The 16,397-nt window shown below is 68.6% G+C and carries 16 protein-coding genes; 7 read left to right on the plus strand and 9 right to left on the minus strand.

What is annotated here, in order from left to right; genetic code table 11:
- Positions 1 to 2: 2 nt before the first annotated feature.
- A complete protein-coding gene (locus tag AC07V5_RS02780) occupies positions 3 to 854 on the plus strand; it encodes a class I SAM-dependent methyltransferase (RefSeq protein ID WP_495114051.1) in 852 nt (283 codons plus the stop codon).
- On the opposite strand, the gene AC07V5_RS02785 is transcribed toward AC07V5_RS02780, so the two are convergent.
- The 6 genes from AC07V5_RS02785 to AC07V5_RS02810 form a co-directional block, all read right to left on the minus strand.
- Positions 806 to 2,290 (minus strand): hypothetical protein, encoded by a 1,485-nt coding sequence (locus AC07V5_RS02785; protein WP_495114052.1) that lies wholly within the window; start codon positions 2,288 to 2,290, stop codon positions 806 to 808. The genes AC07V5_RS02780 and AC07V5_RS02785 overlap by 49 nt on opposite strands.
- On the minus strand, positions 2,287 to 3,270 hold the full coding sequence (locus tag AC07V5_RS02790; RefSeq protein WP_495114053.1) for a glycosyltransferase family 2 protein: 984 nt from the start codon (positions 3,268 to 3,270) through the stop codon (positions 2,287 to 2,289). Before AC07V5_RS02790 ends, AC07V5_RS02785 begins: the two co-directional genes overlap by 4 nt.
- Before the next feature lie 39 nt (positions 3,271 to 3,309).
- Positions 3,310 to 3,831 (minus strand): L,D-transpeptidase, encoded by a 522-nt coding sequence (locus AC07V5_RS02795; RefSeq protein ID WP_495114054.1) that lies wholly within the window; start codon positions 3,829 to 3,831, stop codon positions 3,310 to 3,312.
- Positions 3,832 to 4,017: 186 nt separating this feature from the next.
- Entirely contained in the window at positions 4,018 to 4,845 is an 828-nt protein-coding gene (locus tag AC07V5_RS02800; protein ID WP_495114055.1) for a hypothetical protein, read from the minus strand.
- A 34-nt stretch (positions 4,846 to 4,879) separates the two neighbouring features.
- Entirely contained in the window at positions 4,880 to 5,254 is a 375-nt protein-coding gene (locus AC07V5_RS02805) for a hypothetical protein (RefSeq protein WP_495114056.1), read from the minus strand.
- A gap of 198 nt (positions 5,255 to 5,452) precedes the next feature.
- The gene (locus tag AC07V5_RS02810) at positions 5,453 to 6,247 is read right to left on the minus strand and encodes an exodeoxyribonuclease III (protein ID WP_495114057.1); all 795 of its coding nucleotides are present in this window, start codon (positions 6,245 to 6,247) and stop codon (positions 5,453 to 5,455) included.
- 184 nt (positions 6,248 to 6,431) lie between these two features.
- Between AC07V5_RS02810 and AC07V5_RS02815 the strand changes: the two genes are divergently transcribed.
- From AC07V5_RS02815 to AC07V5_RS02825, 3 genes are all read left to right on the plus strand, one after another.
- Positions 6,432 to 8,753, plus strand: a complete 2,322-nt coding sequence (locus tag AC07V5_RS02815) for a TonB-dependent receptor (RefSeq protein WP_495114058.1) — start codon at positions 6,432 to 6,434, stop codon at positions 8,751 to 8,753.
- A gap of 228 nt (positions 8,754 to 8,981) precedes the next feature.
- Positions 8,982 to 9,650, plus strand: a complete 669-nt coding sequence (gene pyrE, locus AC07V5_RS02820) for an orotate phosphoribosyltransferase (RefSeq protein WP_495114059.1) — start codon at positions 8,982 to 8,984, stop codon at positions 9,648 to 9,650.
- A gap of 9 nt (positions 9,651 to 9,659) precedes the next feature.
- Positions 9,660 to 10,343, plus strand: coding sequence for a hypothetical protein (locus tag AC07V5_RS02825; protein WP_495114060.1), 684 nt, complete (start codon positions 9,660 to 9,662; stop codon positions 10,341 to 10,343).
- Positions 10,344 to 10,367: 24 nt separating this feature from the next.
- On the opposite strand, the gene gatB is transcribed toward AC07V5_RS02825, so the two are convergent.
- Genes gatB through gatC form a run of 3 tightly spaced genes read right to left on the minus strand, consistent with a single transcriptional unit; the run spans position 10,368 to position 13,608 of the window.
- Positions 10,368 to 11,819 (minus strand): Asp-tRNA(Asn)/Glu-tRNA(Gln) amidotransferase subunit GatB, encoded by a 1,452-nt coding sequence (gatB, locus tag AC07V5_RS02830; RefSeq protein WP_495114061.1) that lies wholly within the window; start codon positions 11,817 to 11,819, stop codon positions 10,368 to 10,370.
- Positions 11,820 to 11,821: 2 nt separating this feature from the next.
- Positions 11,822 to 13,312: an Asp-tRNA(Asn)/Glu-tRNA(Gln) amidotransferase subunit GatA gene (gene gatA, locus AC07V5_RS02835; RefSeq protein WP_495114062.1), complete on the minus strand. Its 1,491-nt coding sequence runs from the start codon at positions 13,310 to 13,312 to the stop codon at positions 11,822 to 11,824.
- Entirely contained in the window at positions 13,309 to 13,608 is a 300-nt protein-coding gene (gatC, locus tag AC07V5_RS02840) for an Asp-tRNA(Asn)/Glu-tRNA(Gln) amidotransferase subunit GatC (protein WP_495114063.1), read from the minus strand. Before gatC ends, gatA begins: the two co-directional genes overlap by 4 nt.
- Before the next feature lie 210 nt (positions 13,609 to 13,818).
- On the opposite strand from gatC, the gene AC07V5_RS02845 reads away from it, so the two are divergent.
- Genes AC07V5_RS02845 through mreD form a run of 3 tightly spaced genes read left to right on the plus strand, consistent with a single transcriptional unit; the run spans position 13,819 to position 16,397 of the window.
- Positions 13,819 to 14,862: a rod shape-determining protein gene (locus AC07V5_RS02845; protein WP_348009276.1), complete on the plus strand. Its 1,044-nt coding sequence runs from the start codon at positions 13,819 to 13,821 to the stop codon at positions 14,860 to 14,862.
- A 24-nt stretch (positions 14,863 to 14,886) separates the two neighbouring features.
- On the plus strand, positions 14,887 to 15,879 hold the full coding sequence (gene mreC, locus AC07V5_RS02850; protein WP_495114064.1) for a rod shape-determining protein MreC: 993 nt from the start codon (positions 14,887 to 14,889) through the stop codon (positions 15,877 to 15,879).
- Positions 15,876 to 16,397 carry a rod shape-determining protein MreD gene (mreD, locus tag AC07V5_RS02855; protein WP_495114065.1) on the plus strand — a complete coding sequence of 174 codons (522 nt, stop codon included), beginning with the start codon at positions 15,876 to 15,878 and terminating at the stop codon, positions 16,395 to 16,397. Before mreC ends, mreD begins: the two co-directional genes overlap by 4 nt.

Below are 16,397 nucleotides of genomic sequence, written 5' to 3' on the forward strand. Positions count from 1 at the left end.
CCATGCCCCGCATCGCCACTCATTGCATTTGCTGCGGCTCGACGGCGCTCGAACGCCAGAGCGCCGTGCTGATGCCCTTCGTCGCGCTGCGCACGCTCGGCTGGGAGCCCTGCGAAATCACAGCCGACTGGGGCCTGCGCGACCTGCCACTGGGCCATGCCCAGGCGCTGTGCGCCAGCCTGCATTGCCCTGGCTGCGGCGTGCTGTTTCTCGACATGCGCTTCGACGACGCCGAGATGGCGCGGCTGTACCGCGACTACCGCGGCCCGGAGTACGAAGCCCAGCGCGAGCGCTTCGAACCCGGCTATGCCGCCCGCAACCGTGCGCTGCTGGCCGGCGACGGCCACATTCCGCAGGTCGAGGCCTTCCTGCGCCCGCACCTGCCGGCAAGGCCCGTCGTGCTGGACTGGGGCGGCGACACGGGCCGCAACACGCCGCTGCGGCACGAGGCGGCGCTGCACCACGTGCTCGACATCTCGGGCCGGCCGCTCGTCGAAGGCGCGCTCGCTGTCGCCGCGCCGCAAGCGCCTTACGACCTCATCGTGCTGGCCCATGTGCTGGAACATGTGCCCGAGCCGGCGACGCTGGTCGACGAGATTCGCAAGGTCATGGCCCCCGGAACCCGGCTCTACGTCGAAGTGCCCTTCGAGGCGCTGATGTGCGCCGCCGAGACCGATGCGGCGGCCTGGCGGCGCAAGCGCCATTGGCACGAGCACATCAACTTCTTCAGCGCGGCCGGCCTGCGCCGGCTGCTGGAGGGCTGCGGCCTCCAGGTCGAGGCCGAGACGCGCCTGGCGCTGGGCAGTCAGGGTGCCGAGGCTCTGGCCTTGCTCTGCGGCAAATCCTGCGGCTGACGCAGCAGGTTGGCCATGGGCCCCGGTGCCAATCGGCCCACGTAGTGCCAAGCCTGCCCCTCGTAGCTCGCCATGCTGCGTCCGTCATCGGGCCAGCGCGAACCCGGCCGCGTCTGACGCCATAGCTCCTGTGCCGGCGTGGCCACGCCGACAAGCAGCATCACGACCACGGCGAACCGCCAGCGCGCCGGCGTTGCGGCATCGCCGATGGCTCGCGCCGCGCACAACATCAACAGCGTGACCGGCGCGATGCCGGCTCGCATGACCAGGTCGTTGCCCGGCCCGAAGCGCAGCAGCGGCAACGCGAACAACAGTGCACAGGCCGTCCAGAACGTCCAGCCCAAGCGGCGTGGCCCCATCGCCAGCAGCGCGCCGGCGAGGAAGCCCCACTCGAACAGCTGGAACCAGATCCATTGGTACCAGGTGACCACCGAGGCCACCACGTCGGCCGATTCGCGTCGCTCCGCCGGCAATGCCTCGGTGACGATGCCGAAGCTGACGAACGCGGCCAACAACGCCATCACTGGCAGCACTGCGAGCACGGCCGGCCGCCACAACTCGCGCAACCAGGCGCTCAACGGCAGCCGGTGCAGCGTCGCCATGGCCAGCACCGGCAGCAGCCCGACGCAGGCCAGTGGCGACCAGAGCGCTGCGGCCAGCAGCAGCAAGGCCGCCGGCGCGAGCGCGAGCCCCGCCTCGCGGTGCCGCCATGCGAGGGTGACGCCCAGCCAAGCGGGCAGCGCATGGTTGGGCGCCCAGAACAGCAGCGTCGTCTGCGACGAGTACTGCAGCCAGGGCGCCCACCATTCGATGTGCTCGCCGAGATCCGGTGTACGCGCCTTCTCCAGCATGAAGCCTGGCAGGTCCATGCCGCTGAACAGCACGAGGACCGCCAGCAGCCCGGCCACGACCAAGGGCCGGCGGCTGGGCCAGGACTGCACGACGAGGGCCAGAAACAGCAGCACGCCCAAGGCCGTCCAGGCCCCGAGCAGCAGCCGCGCCGCATCCACGCCACCGATCAGGCTGCCCAGACCGGCCGGCACCAGGTAGTAGCCCACGGAGAAGCGCAGCACGCCCTCGCCGCCGGGCAGCGCTCCGTAGCCCACAGGCCACGCACCGACCGCCAGGTCGTGCAGCGCGACCATGCGCACGCTCCAGTCATTCATCAGCGGCAGCCACCCCAGCAGGCCGCTGGACGCGACCCAGGCCAGCGCAACGCCTGCGAGCGCGAGCCACAGCCCGGTGCTCAGCGGTTGCCGCCCTCGCCGGCGGCGCGACCACACCGCATGGCCGGTCAGCGCCAGCAGACCGCTGAGCAGCAGGGCGACGGGCAAGCGCCACCACCCCCCTACAAACGGCAGCATGGGCGCGAGCAGATAGCCCAGCGCCGCCAGCTCCAGCCGGTCGAGCTGGCGAGGATCGCTGGCCTCGCTCACGCGCGCGGCTCGCCGGAGTGGCGCGGCAGTGCGTCGCCCGGCGGCAGGTTCACGCGCTCCTTCTCCACCACCAGCGGCCGCTTGCTGACCTGGGTGTGGATGGCCGCCACGTACTCGCCCACCAGCCCGATGAAGAAGAGCTGCACCGCGCCGAAGAAGAACAGGCCGATGATGATGGGCGCCGTGCCGATGGCGAACTGCTCCCAGAAGATCAGCTTGGCAACCAGATAGCCCAGCGACACCAGCAGGCTGAGCGCGCTCAAGGAGAAGCCCGCCAGCGTGGCCAGCCGCAGCGGCAGCTTGGAGTGGCTGGTCAGCCCCAGCATGGCCAGGTCGTACAGCGTGTAGAAGTTGTTCTTCGTGATGCCGCGCATGCGCGCCGGCTGCTCGAACTCGACCGTCGCGTAGCGGATGCCCAGCTCGGCGATCAGGCCGCGGAAGTAGGGATAGGGGTCGCCCAGCGCGCGGATCATGTCGACGACCGAGCGGTCGTACAGGCCGAAGCCGGTGAAGTTGGCGATCAGCGGCACGTCGGCCATGCGGCCCAGCGCCCGGTAGTAGAAGCGCCGGATGACCGCCATCGCCCAGGTCTCGCGCGAGTGCGGCTTCACGCCCAGCGCGATCAGATAACCGGCGCGCCAGTGCGCGATGAACTGGCCGATCAGCTCCGGTGGGTCCTGCAGGTCGGAGGCCATGCAGATGACCGCCTGGCCACTGGCCTGGTACATGCCGTGCAGCGGCGAGCGCACATGGCCGAAATTGCGTGCGTTGACGATGAGCTTGACGCGCGGGTCGACAGCGGCAATCGCCTTCACCTGGGCGACGGTCTCGTCGGTGGACCCGTTGTCCACGTAGATGTGCTCGAACTCGAAGTCAGCCGCGGGGCCGCCAGGCTCGAACTGGGCCTTGATGCGCTGGTGCAACTCGGCGACGTTGTCGGCCTCGTTCAGGCAGCTGGTGACGATGCTGATCAGGGTCATGCGCGGGCATCCTAGGGCCAGAGCGCATGGCCGGGGAACTCAGGGTGCCGCAGCGTGTGACGTACCGCCGGCAGACGCGACGACGGGCTCGCGTTCCGGCAGGATGTAGACGAGGCTTTTGCCGCCGCCCAGCGTGGGGAGCACGACCTGGTCGAAGAAGGCCGGGTCGACGACGACGCAGCCGAGCGTGATGCGGCGGTCCTGCAGGTTGGCGGAGGCCAGCCGCTCGGGGCGGTGCTGGCTGGCCGGCGCGGGGCGCAGGCGGTGGATGGCGAGGTTGGCTTCGTAGTCGATCCAGACGATGCGCTCGCCGCTCAGATTGCGGCCGGGCTGGGCCTCGAAGCGGCCGGCCGGCGTCACGCGCTCGTGCAGTTGCAGGGCCGACGGCGCCTTGCCGCGCGAGCTGGGCGGCTCGGTGTCGCCAGGCGTGAGGCCGAGCAGGGCGGGCGTGCGGCCGACGAGGCTGCCGTCGGCGGCGTAGACGGACAGCGTTGCCTGGCGCTTGTCGACGATGGCGAAGGGCCGGCCGTCCTGGGCGTCCGCCGCCAATGGCCGCGACATGCCCTGCGCGCCCGCGGCCGACGCTGCAAGAACGCTGCACGCGGTGGCGATGCCGCACACCCCTGCCCTGGCACGAACTGCCCAACTGCTGCCCACTCGACGCCCCTTGTCCTGGGCGGCGCAACCCTCGCGCCTGCCTTGCGAGGCAGTCTAGGAAGGGGTTCTTGTAACCAACAGATCAGTAGTTCACGGTTTGGCGTTGTTACCTGACCTGGAACCGGCCTGCGCCAGCAGCTGCGGCGCGGCGGCGGGGAAGAACGCCGTCAGCGGGCGGCGTTCGGGCAGCACGTAGACGATGGCGCGGCCCCGGCCCAGGTTGGGCCAGACGGTGCGGTCGAAGAAGTCGACCGGCACGTTGATGCAGCCCCAGCTGATGCGGTTGTCGGCCGGCGTCGGCGTGGCCAGGCGCTCCAGGCGGCGCTCCTTGGGGTTGGTGGCGCGCACGCGGTGCATGGACACGGCGGCGCCGTAGTCCACCCAGACGACGTCGTGGCCCAGCGAATTGCGGCCCGGCTCCGACACGAAGCGGCCGGCCGGCGTGGTGCGCTCCTGGGGCTTGATCTCGTCGATGGCCTTCTGGCCGATGCCGGCGACAGACATGTCGCCCGCTGCATAGCCCAGCAGCACGGGGCTGGTGCCCAGCAGGCGGCCGCCGGCGGCAAAGACATAAACCTGGGCGCGGCGCTTGTCGACGATGGCGAAGGGGGCGGCGCCGTTGTCGGCCTCGCGCACGGCCCAGGCGGCGACGCGGGTGACGTCGCTGGGGGGTGTGCGGATGCCGCCGAAGTCCAGGCGGCGTTCGATGACGGCCGGCGCCGGCGCTTTGGCCGGTGCAACTGCGGCGACGTGAGCGGGCTGCGGAGGGTGTGCGGGCTTGCGCTTGAGCCTGTCGCCGAAGAACAGAAAGAGGACGGCCAGCACCAGGGCGGCGATCAGGCCACCCTGGAACAGGCCGGAAAGAACGTCACGCCGCCGTGCCGCGGCAGCGAGGTCAGCGCTTTCTCCGAAACGCATGGCGGATGACGGAGAAAGTGCTCAGCCCACGCGATCAGTTGCGGTCGGCGCGGGGTGCGGGCTCGTAGCGGGGGCTGGCCGTGGGGGCGGGCGTCGGGTACGAGTTGTCCGTGGCGGGCTGGGCCGGGCTCGTGCTGGGCAGTGGTGCCGTGGCGTCGGCCGGCGGCGTGGCGAGAGCCGGGTCCGTAACCGGCGGCGTTTGCTGCTGCTCCTGGATCTGCGCGGTGTTGTCGGCCGGCATCACGGCGTTGGGGTCGGCGGGCGTCTGCTCGCTGGTGGGCACGGCGGTCGCGGCAACCATCGGGTCGGCCGGCTGCTGCTGGTCTTCGGTCTGGGCGACGGCCAGGCCGATGCCGGCCACGAGGAGAGCGGCGGTCAGTGCGCTGGTGGCGGTCTTGAGGCTGGACATGGGGGGACTCCTTCAAAGCGGGGGACCGGCGGGGGGCCGGGCGGCGAGGCCGGGCGTTTCCACCGGCTGGAATCCACTCTAGGGCGCGGTCATCTCGCGCGGCGTCGGCCCACTGTCCAACCCGCTGTAGGAGGCACCCCCACCCCGTAGCCGCCGGTTACGCAGCACTACGCGGGGGTCACAGGCTGGGGGAGAGACTTACAGGGAAAAGTCGTAATCGATGGCCAGCGGCGCGTGGTCGCTGAACATCTGGCCGGTGTAGATGGCCTCGCGCCGGGCCAGCGCGGCGATGCCGGGCGTGGCGAGGTGGTAGTCCAGCCGCCACCCGACGTTGTTGGCGCGCGCGGCGCCCCGGTTGCTCCACCAGGTGTATTGCTCGGCCTTGTCGTTCAGCGTGCGGAACACGTCGACCAGGCCGCCCCCTTCGGCACCATCGTCAAAGAGCTTGGTGAGCCAGGCGCGCTCCTCGGGCAGGAAGCCGCTGTTCTTCTGGTTGCCACGCCAGTTCTTCAGGTCGATTTCCTTGTGCGCGATGTTGACGTCGGCGACGAGGATGAACTCGCGCTCGGCCTTGAGTGCCATCAGGTGAGGATGCATCGCGGCCAGGAAGCGGTACTTGACCGCCTGGCGCTCCTCGCCGCTGGTGCCGCTCGGAAAGTAGACGCTGATGAGGCTGAGCTTGCGGCCGGGCTTGTCGAAGCGTTTCTCGACCCAGCGACCCTCGCTGTCGAACTCGGTGATCCCCAGGCCCGTGATGAGGTCGCTGGGCTCTTCCTTGGTGTACAGGCCCACGCCCGAGTAGCCCTTCTTCTCGGCGTAGTGGAAGTGGCCGCTGAGCTTGTCGCAATGGCGGAACTTGGCCTCCACCACATCCGCCTGCGCCTTGAGTTCCTGCACGCCGACGGCGTCGGCCTGCTGCTGGTCGAGCCAGTCGAAGAAGCCCTTGCTGGCGGCGGATCGCACGCCGTTGAGGTTGGCGGTGATGAAGCGCATCGGGATTAGGGAGAGGGTTTGACCTGGAGAAGTATCGCAGTGCAGCAAATGAACAACACAAGCAGTGCGCTTTCATCACGGAAACGTCACGTGATCTTTACGATCCCGTAGGAATCAGAGGCGTTACGAGCGCCCATTTTTTCGTCCCCGCATGCCTTTCCCCCCGCCAACCCGAGGATTTCTCATGCCGAAACAACGCATTTACCCGACCCTGCTCGCGCTAGCACTGGGTGCGGCCTTCCCGATGCAGGCCGCCGTGGCGCAGACCGCGCCGGCGCCGGAGGCCAAGAAGGACGTGAGTCAATTGGAGGCCGTCATCGTGACCGGCAGCCGCCGGGCCGAGAACCTGAAGGACGTGCCGCTGTCGATCTCGGCGATCAAGGGCGAGCAGCTCGACGCCTACAACGCCAGCGGCCAGGACGTTCGCGCGCTGTCGGGCCGCGTGCCCAGCCTGAACATCGAATCGGACTACGGCCGCACCTTCCCGCGCTTTTACGTGCGCGGCCTGGGCAACACCGACTTCGACATGAACGCGTCCCAGCCCGTGGGCTTGGTGTACGACGACGTCGTGCAGGAAAGCATCGCGCTGAAGGGCTTCCCGGTCTTCGACATGGAGCAGGTCGAGCTGCTGCGCGGCCCCCAGGGCACGCTGTTCGGCCGCAATTCGCCCGCCGGCGTCATGAAGTTCGACTCGGCCAAGCCGGGCAAGCGCCTGGAAGGCTTTGCCAACTTCAGCTACGGCCGCTGGAACTCGGCCAACCTGGAAGCCGCCGTCAACGTGCCGCTGAACGACGACTGGCAGATGCGCGTCGCCGGCATCGTGCAACGCCAGGACAACCGCGTGCACAACCCGCTGCCCAACGCGACGGCCGACCTCGAGGGCTACAACGACAAGGCGCTGCGCCTGCAGGCCGCCTACAAGAACGGCAACTTCTCGGGCCTGTTCAAGGTCCAGGCGCGTGACTTCAAGGGCACGGCCACCACCTTCCGCGCCAACATCATCAAGCGCGGCTCGAACGACCTGGTCGACGGCTACGACGACGCCAGCTACCCGACCGACGGCTACAACTCGCAGACGCTGACGTCCAGCGAAGTCAGCGCGCGCCTGCGCTGGGACTTCGACGGCATGTCGCTGTACTCCATCACCGCCCACGACCGCGCCAAGTTCTACAGCCGCGGCGACGTGGACGGCGGCTTCGGCTGCCGCTTCTGCAACATCCCCGACGGCCCGAAGTACTACCCCTCCGGCTCGACGACGCCGTACCCGTCCGTCATCCCCTTCGACGCCCAGACGGCCGACGGCATCCCCACGCTGCGCCAGACGACGCAGGAGTTCCGCCTGCAGTCCAACACCAGCGACCCGCTGCAGTGGATCGCCGGCCTGTACTACTTCAACGAGAAGCTGCAGGTGGACAGCTTCAACTTCGACAGCTTCGCCGTCGGCGACCCGCAGAACGGCTACGCCGTGCAGCACCAGACGGCCAAGTCCTGGGCCGCGTTCGGCAACGTGAACTTCGCTGTCACGCCCGACTTCAAGATCCGCGGTGGCCTGCGCTACACGAACGACAAGAAGGACTTCGACGCGGTGCGCACCTGGACGCCGGGCAAGGCCAACAACGTCGACGTCATCGGCCCGTTCTACACCTCGCCGAAGTCCACGAACTGGAGCTGGGACCTGGGCGCCAACTACAACGTCGACAAGGCCACCAGCCTGTTCGCACGCGTTGCCACCGGCTACCGCGCGCCGTCCATCCAGGGCCGCGTGCTGTTCGGTGACTCCATCTCGGTGGCCAACTCGGAGAAGGTGCTGTCCGTCGAGGCCGGCTTCAAGGCCGACCTGCTGGACAACACCGCCCGCATCAGCGGCACGGTGTTCAAGTACCGCGTGAAGGACATGCAGCTGACGGCCGGTTCGGGTTCGACCAACCAGAACCGCCTCGTCAACGCAGCCAAGGCCGAGGGCCAGGGCTTCGAGCTGGATGCGCAGGCCATCATTGCGCGCGACTGGCGCACGACGCTGGGCTTCTCGTACAACGACACGAAGATCAAGGACGCCAACCTCTTCGTGCTGCCCTGCGGCAATGCGGGCTTCCAGTTCCTGACGCCCAACACCGGTTGCACGGTGCTCGACCCTGCCGGCCCGTTGGCTGGCACCGTCAGCATCAACGGCAACCCGCTGCCGCGCGCACCCAAGGTGGTGTGGAACTGGACGCTGAAGTACAGCACCGAGATCGGCGACGGCGAACTGACCGTGCTGACCGACTGGGCCTACAAGGACAAGTACAACATGTTCCTGTACGAGGCCGTCGAGTACAAGGCCAAGTCGGCTCTGGAAGGTGGCCTGCGCGTGGGCTACGGCTGGAACAACGGCAAGTACGAAGTGGCTGCCTATTCCCGCAACATCACCAACCACCGCCAGGTCGTCGCCGCCATCGACTTCGACAACCTGACCGGCATCGTCAACGAGCCGCGCAGCTACGGCGTTCAGTTCAAGGCCAGCTTCTGACAGTGCGGGACAGACCAGGCCATGTACTCATGGACTGCTCTGTCCTCACCTGACTCAGTGGGTTCCTTGCGGGACGGACCTGGCCAGGTACTCCTGGACAGCTCGGTCCCCAACTGACTCAGCGCTAGACGTCATGCGGGCCTCGCCCGCGACTTGGTGAAAACCAGCTGATGGCCCGGCCCCTTCTAGGGGTCGGGCCTGTTTTTTTGACCCCTAGAATCTTTGGACATGTCCGCCGCGCCCGTTGACTCCCTCGCCCAGTCCTTTGTCTCGTTTGCCGTGGAGGCGGGCGTACTGCGTTTCGGCGAGTTCAAAACCAAGGCCGGACGGCTCAGCCCCTACTTCTTCAACGCCGGTTTGTTCGACGACGGCGCCAAGCTCGGCCGCCTCGCCGGCTTCTACGCCGAGCGCCTGATCGCGTCGGGTCTTGCCTTCGACATGATCTTCGGGCCGGCCTACAAGGGCATCACGCTGGCGGCCGCCGTATCGATGGAGCTGGCGCGGCGCGGCCACAACGTGCCCTTTGCCTACAACCGCAAGGAAGCCAAGGACCACGGCGAGGGTGGCACCCTCGTCGGCGCACCGGTCAAGGGCCGTGTGCTCATCATCGACGACGTCATCTCCGCCGGCACCTCGGTGCGCGAGTCCATCCAGATGATCGAAGCCGCCGGCGCAACGCCCTGCGGCGTGAGCATCGCGCTGGATCGGCAGGAGAAGGCGGCCGAGGGCGGTGTCGACAGCCCGCAGTCCGCCGTGCAGCAGGTGCAGCAGCGCTACGGCCTGGCGGTCGTCGCCATCGCCGGCCTGGCCGACCTGCTGGGCTTCCTGGATGGCGCGCCGGAACTCGCCGCCCACCGCCCCGCCGTGCTGGCCTACCGAGAGCGTTACGGGGTCTGACTGGCTGTGATGCGCACGCTACCCGTCGTTGTCGGACTGTTCATCGCCAGCACCGCGCTGGCGCAGGACACCACGCCCGGCAAGGGCATCTACACCTGCACGACGGCCGATGGCCGCAAGTTGACGAGCGACCGTCCCATTCCCGAATGCACGTCGCGCGAGCAACGTGTGCTCAACCCCGATGGTTCGCAGCGCACGACGCTGCCGCCCTTTCTCAGCCCCGAGGACCGCGCGGCCAAGGAGGCCGCCGACCGGCGCGCTGCGGCAGACCGCCTTGCCCAGCAGGACGCCATCCGTCGCGACCGCTCGCTGATGCTGCGCTACCCCACCGAGGCCGCTCACCAGCGCGCTCGCAACGCCTCGCTGGACGACGCCAACAAGGCCATGCGCATCTCCGAGCGCCGCATCAAGGACCTGACCGCCGAGCGCAAGCCGCTGCTGGACGAAGCCGAGTTCTACAAGGGCAAGCCCCTGCCGGCCAAGCTCAAGCAGGCGCTGGACGCCAATGACGCCGGCGTCGAGGCCCAGCACGTGCTCATCGAGAACCAGAAGGCCGAGCTCGTGCGCATCAACAAGACTTTCGACGCCGAATTCGCACGGCTGAAGAAGCTCTGGGCCGGCGCTACGCCAGGCTCGATGCCGCCACTGGGCGAATTGCCGATGACGGCACCGGCTCCGACGCCCAAGCGCTGACAGCGCCCGGGCGCCGTCTCGGCTTCAGCCCAGCTTTTTCTTCAGCAGTTCGTTCACCAGCGCCGGGTTGGCCTTGCCCTTGGTCGCCTTCATCGCCTGGCCGACCAGCGCGTTGAAGGCCTTGTCCTTGCCCGCGCGGTACTCGTCCACCGACTTGGGGTTGGCGGCCAGCACCTCGTCGAGGATGGCCTCGATGGCACCGGTATCGCTGACCTGCTTCAGGCCCTTGGACTCGATGACGGCATCGACGTCACTCGCTTCACCGCTCCACAGCGACTCGAACACCTGCCGGGCGGCGTTGTTCGAGATCGTGCCGTCGGTGATGCGGGCGATCAGCTGGGCCAGCAGCTCGGAGCTGACCGGCGCCGCGTCGATCCCGCGGTCTTCGGCGTTCAGCCGGCGCGAAATCTCGCCCATGACCCAGTTCGCCACCAACTTGGGCGCCGCGCCCGCGGCCTTGGCGGCCTCGTAGTAGCGCGCCGTCGCCAGGCTCTGCGTCATCATGGTCGCGTCATAGGCCGGCAGGCCGTCCACGCTCTCGAAGCGCGCCGCCATCACGCGCGGCAGCTCGGGCATCTCGCCCTTCACGCGCTCCACCCATTCCGGCGCAATCACCAGCGGCGGCAGGTCGGGGTCGGGGAAGTAGCGGTAGTCGGCCGAGTCTTCCTTGCTGCGCATCGCGCGGGTCTCGCCGGTGTCGGGGTTGTAGAGGATCGTTGCCTGCTGGATCTTGCGGCCGTCCTCGATCTCGTCGATCTGCCAGTTCACCTCGTAGTTCACCGCGTCGACCAGGAAGCGGAAGCTGTTGAGGTTCTTGATCTCGCGGCGCGTGCCGTAGGGCTCGCCGGGCTTGCGCACCGACACGTTGACGTCGCAGCGGAACGAGCCTTCCTGCATGTTGCCGTCGCAGATGTCCAGCCACATCACCAGCGCGTGCAGCGTCTTGGCGTACTCGGCGGCTTCCGCGCCCGAGCGCATGTCGGGCTCGGAGACGATCTCCAGCAGCGGCGTGCCGGCGCGGTTCAGGTCGATGCCCGACTGGCCGTGGTAGTCCTCGTGCAGGCTCTTGCCCGCGTCTTCTTCCAGGTGGGCACGGGTCAGGTTGACCTTGTGCTTCACGTCGCCGACGAAGAACTCCACCGAGCCACCCTGCACCACCGGGATCTCGAACTGGCTGATCTGGTAGCCCTTGGGCAGGTCCGGGTAGAAGTAGTTCTTGCGGGCGAAGATGGACAGCGGCGCCACCTTGGCACCCACCGCCAGGCCGAAGCGGATGGCACGCTCGACGGCGGCGCGGTTCAGCACCGGCAGCGTGCCGGGCAGGGCCAGGTCCACCGGCGAAGCCTGGGTGTTGGGCGCCGCGCCGAAGGCGGTGGAGCTGCCGCTGAAGATCTTGCTCTGCGTGGAGAGCTGGACGTGGTTTTCCAGGCCGATGACGACCTCGTAGCCGCGGATGAGTTTGGGCGTGGTGGGCATGATCAGAATCCTGCGGGCTTGGCCAAGTGCCAGTCGGTCGCCTGCTGGAGGGCGTGCGCGGTGTGCAGCAGCTGCCCTTCCTTGAAGTAGTTGCCGATGAGCTGCAGCCCGACCGGCATGCCACCGGCGCCAGAGCCCACCGGCACGCTCATGCCAGGCAGGCCGGCCAGCGAGCCGGGCAGCGTGAAGATGTCGGCCAGGTAGGCCTGGGTCGGGTCGTCCTTGCCCTCACCGTGCTTCCAGGCGACGGTGGGCGCCACCGGGCCGGCGATCAGGTCGCACTGCGCGAAGCACTGCTGGAAGTCGTCCGCGATCATGCGGCGCAGCTTCTGGGCCTGCAGGTAGTAGGCGTCGTAGTAGCCGTGCGAGAGCACGTAGCTGCCGATCATGATGCGGCGCTTGACCTCGGGGCCGAAGCCCTCGGCGCGCGTCTTCTTGTACATGTCCAGCAGGTCGTCGTACTGCGCGGCACGGTGACCGAACTTGACGCCGTCGAAGCGGGAGAGATTCGAGCTCGCCTCGGCCGGGGCAATGATGTAGTAGACGGGGATGGCCAGCTCGGTACGGGGCAGGCTGACGTCCACCAGCGTGGCGCCGAGCTTTTCCAGCTCGGCCAAGCCGGCGCGCACGGCGGCGTTGACGTCTGCCGACAAGCCGGCCGGGAAGAACTCCTGGGGCAGGCCGATGCGCAGGCCCTTCAGCGGCTGGGTGGCCGTCGCGCCGTCGCGGGCTGCCAGCATCTGCGCATGGAAGTCCTGCGGCGGCTGCTGCACGCTGGTCGCGTCGCGCTCGTCGAAACCGCTCATGGCCGACAGCAGCAGCGCGCAGTCCTCGGCCGAGCGGGCCATGGGGCCGGCCTGGTCCAGGCTGGAGGCGAAGGCGATCATCCCGTAGCGCGAGCACACGCCGTACGTGGGCTTGATGCCGGTGATGCCGGTAAAGCTGGCCGGCTGGCGGATGGAGCCGCCGGTGTCGGTGCCGGTCGTGCCGGGCACGAGGCGCGCGGCGACGGCGACTGCCGAGCCACCCGACGAGCCGCCGGGCACACGCCCCAGGTCCCAGGGGTTGTGGGTCGGGAAGTAGGCGCTGTTCTCGTTGGCCGAGCCCATCGCGAACTCGTCGCAGTTCAGCTTGCCCAGGGCCACCGTGCCGGCAGCGTTGAGCTTGGCGATGACGGTGGCGTCGAAGGGGCTGCGGTAGCCGGCCAGAATCTTGGAGCCGGCCGTCGTGGGCATGTCGGCCGTGACGTAGATGTCCTTGTGCGCCAGCGGGATACCGGTCAGCACGCCGGCATTTCCGCCTGCCAGCGCCGCGTCGGCTGCGGCCGCGCGGGCCAGGGCGCCGTCGGCGTCGATGTGCAGGAAGGCACCCAGCTGCTGGTCGTGGGCGGCAACGCGATCCAGCAGGGCCTGCGTGGCCTCACGGCTGGACAGGGCACGGCTTTTCAGGGCGGTGGCCAGTTCGGCCACGCCCATGTCGTGAACGGACTTCATTCGATGACCTTGGGAACGAGGAAGAGGCCGTCCTCGACGGCCGGGGCGCTGCGCTGGTTCAGCTCACGCTGGTTGCTCTCGGTGACGACGTCCTCGCGCAGGCGCAGCTGCACCTGCTGGATGGCCGACAGCGGCGTGTACAGCGGCTCGACGCCGGCGGTGTCCACGGCGCTCATCTGGTCCACGATCTTGAAGAAATCGTTCAGGTTGCCGAGCAGGCTGGCGGATTCGGCAGGCTTCAGCTCCAGCCGGGCCAGGTTGGCAATGCGGCTCACGTCGTCGGGGGTGAGGCTCATGGGGTCGTTTTCAGGTGTAAGGATTGAGCCGAAAACCCAGTGGCGGCGGGCTCAAAACAAAGGTGATCGGTTATTATCGCCGCCCATCTTCCAAGCCTTCGAGGCTGCCCACTCAGCGACGCGATTCGTCGCAGGCCGGGCGGCCTCGTTGCTTATCCAGACCCCGATTTTCAAGCCGCGCCCGCCGGCGAGGCCCCCTGCGCCACATCCATGTTCGCCTCCCTGCGCCGCTATTTCTCGACCGACCTCGCCATCGACCTCGGCACCGCCAACACCCTGATTTACGTGCGTGGCAAAGGCATCGTCCTCGACGAGCCCTCGGTCGTTTCCATCCGCCACGAAGGCGGCCCCAACGGCAAGAAAACCATCCAGGCCGTCGGCCGCGAGGCCAAGGCCATGCTGGGCAAGGTGCCTGGCAATATCGAGGCCATCCGCCCGATGAAAGACGGCGTCATCGCCGACTTCACTGTCACTGAGCAGATGCTCAAGCAGTTCATCAAGATGGTCCACGACTCGAAGACCTTCAAGCCGAGCCCCAGGATCATCATCTGCGTGCCCTGCGGCTCGACCCAGGTCGAGCGCCGCGCCATCCGCGAATCGGCACTCGGCGCCGGCGCCAGCGAGGTCTACCTGATCGAGGAACCCATGGCCGCCGCGATCGGTGCCGGCCTGCCGGTGTCCGAGGCCTCGGGCTCCATGGTCGTCGACATCGGCGGCGGCACCACGGAGGTGGGCGTCATCTCGCTGGGCGGCATGGTCTACAAGGGCTCAGTCCGCGTCGGCGGCGACAAGTTCGACGAAGCCATCATCAACTACATCCGCCGCAACTACGGCATGCTGATCGGCGAGCCCACGGCCGAGTCGATCAAGAAGAACATCGGCAGCGCCTTCCCCGGCTCCGAGGTCAAGGAGATGGAGGTCAAGGGCCGCAACCTCTCCGAAGGCGTGCCGCGCAGCTTCACGATCTCGTCCAACGAGATCCTGGAGGCGCTCACCGACCCGCTCAACCAGATCGTCTCCGCCGTGAAGAACGCGCTGGAGCAGACGCCGCCCGAGCTGGGCGCCGACATCGCCGAGCGCGGCATGATGCTGACCGGCGGCGGCGCGCTGCTGCGCGACCTGGACCGCCTGCTGGGCGAGGAAACCGGCCTGCCGGTGCTCGTTGCCGAAGACCCGCTGACCTGCGTCGTGCGCGGCTGTGGCATGGCCCTGGAGCGCATGGAGCGCCTGGGCTCCATCTTCACGTCGGAATAAGCCGCTAAACCCGCCAGGCGCGCAATGCCCCTCGGCACCCTCGACCGCTCCCCACCGCCGTTCTTCCGCCAAGGTCCGTCGGCGCTGACCAAGCTCGCGCTGTGTTCGGCGCTGGCGCTGCTGCTGATGGTGGCGGACGCCCGCTTCAGACTGATGGCCCCGGCGCGCGCCGCGCTGGCGCTGGTGCTGCACCCGGTGCAGCGCCTGCTGCTGACACCGGTGGACGCCTGGGAGACAGCCGGCGACTACCTGCGCGGCACCAAACGCGCCATGGAGGCGGAGGATCAGGCCAAGCGCCAGCTCGCCCAACAGGCCGAGCGCTTGTCCCGCGCCGAGGCGTTGCAGGCCGAAAACGACCGCCTGCGCAAACTGCTGGGCCTGCAGCCCTCGCTGAGTGCATCCTCCATGCCGGCCGAGGTGCTGTTCGAGGCACCCGACCCCTTCTCCCGCCGCGTGGTCATCGACCGCGGCGCGGCACAGGGCGTGGCAGCGGGCTCGCCCGTCATCAACGAGGCCGGCGTGCTGGGCCAGGTGACGCGGGTCTACCCCCTGTCCAGCGAGGTGACGCTGCTGACCGACAAGGACGCCGCCATCCCGCTGCTGAACTCGCGCACCCAGATGCGCAACGCCGCCGCAGGCCGCTCGGACGGTGCCGGCATGGAACTGCGCTTCCTGGCCGCGAACGCGGACATCAAGGTCGGCGACCTGATGACGACATCCGGACTGGACGGCGTCTACCCGCCGGGCCTGCCGGTGGCCAAGGTCGCCATCGTCGAGCGGCGCGGCGACTCCAGCTTCGCGCAGGTGCTGCTCGCACCTATCGCGCAGCCGGACAGCGCCCGCCATGTGCTCATCCTGCTGCCGCAGGACCGGCACTTGGCGGCCAAGAAGGAAGCCGAGGTTGCGGCCGCCGCGGAAGCCGCCTCCGCCGCCGCCACGAAGGCCACCATCCGCGCCGCCAAGAAGGCCGAGCGCGCTGAAAAAGCCGCTGCCAAGGCCTCGGGAGCCTCCCAATGATCATGCCGCGCGCCGCCGACCAGCTGCTGCTGCCGGCCAACCCCTGGTTCATCGGCTTCACGCTGATCGTCGCGCTGATGGTGGACATGGTGCCCGCCGGCCGGCTGGCGGCCATGCCTGACGTGCTGGCCGTGGTGCTGGTGTTCTGGGGCGTGCACCAGCCGCGTCGCATCGGCGTGCTGTGGGCCTTCGTCTTCGGCCTGCTCGTCGACGTACATGACGGCGCGCTGCTCGGCCAGCACGCTTTGGCCTACAGCGGCCTGAGCTTTGGCGCGATCTCGCTGCACCGCCGCCTGACCTGGTTCCCCCTCGGCGCCCAGGCCGTGCAGGTGCTGCCGCTGTTCTTCGGCGCCCATGCGCTGGCATTGATCGTGCGGATGATCGTCGGCGGCATGTGGCCGGGCTGGGGCATGCTGCTGGCGCCGGTCTTCGAGGCTGCGCTGTGGCCCGTCGCAAGCGTGCTGCTGCTCGCGCCGCAGCGCCGCGCGCCCGACCGCGACGCGCATCGACCCCTGTAA

This window comes from Roseateles sp. GW821-FHT02E12, from assembly GCF_059421665.1.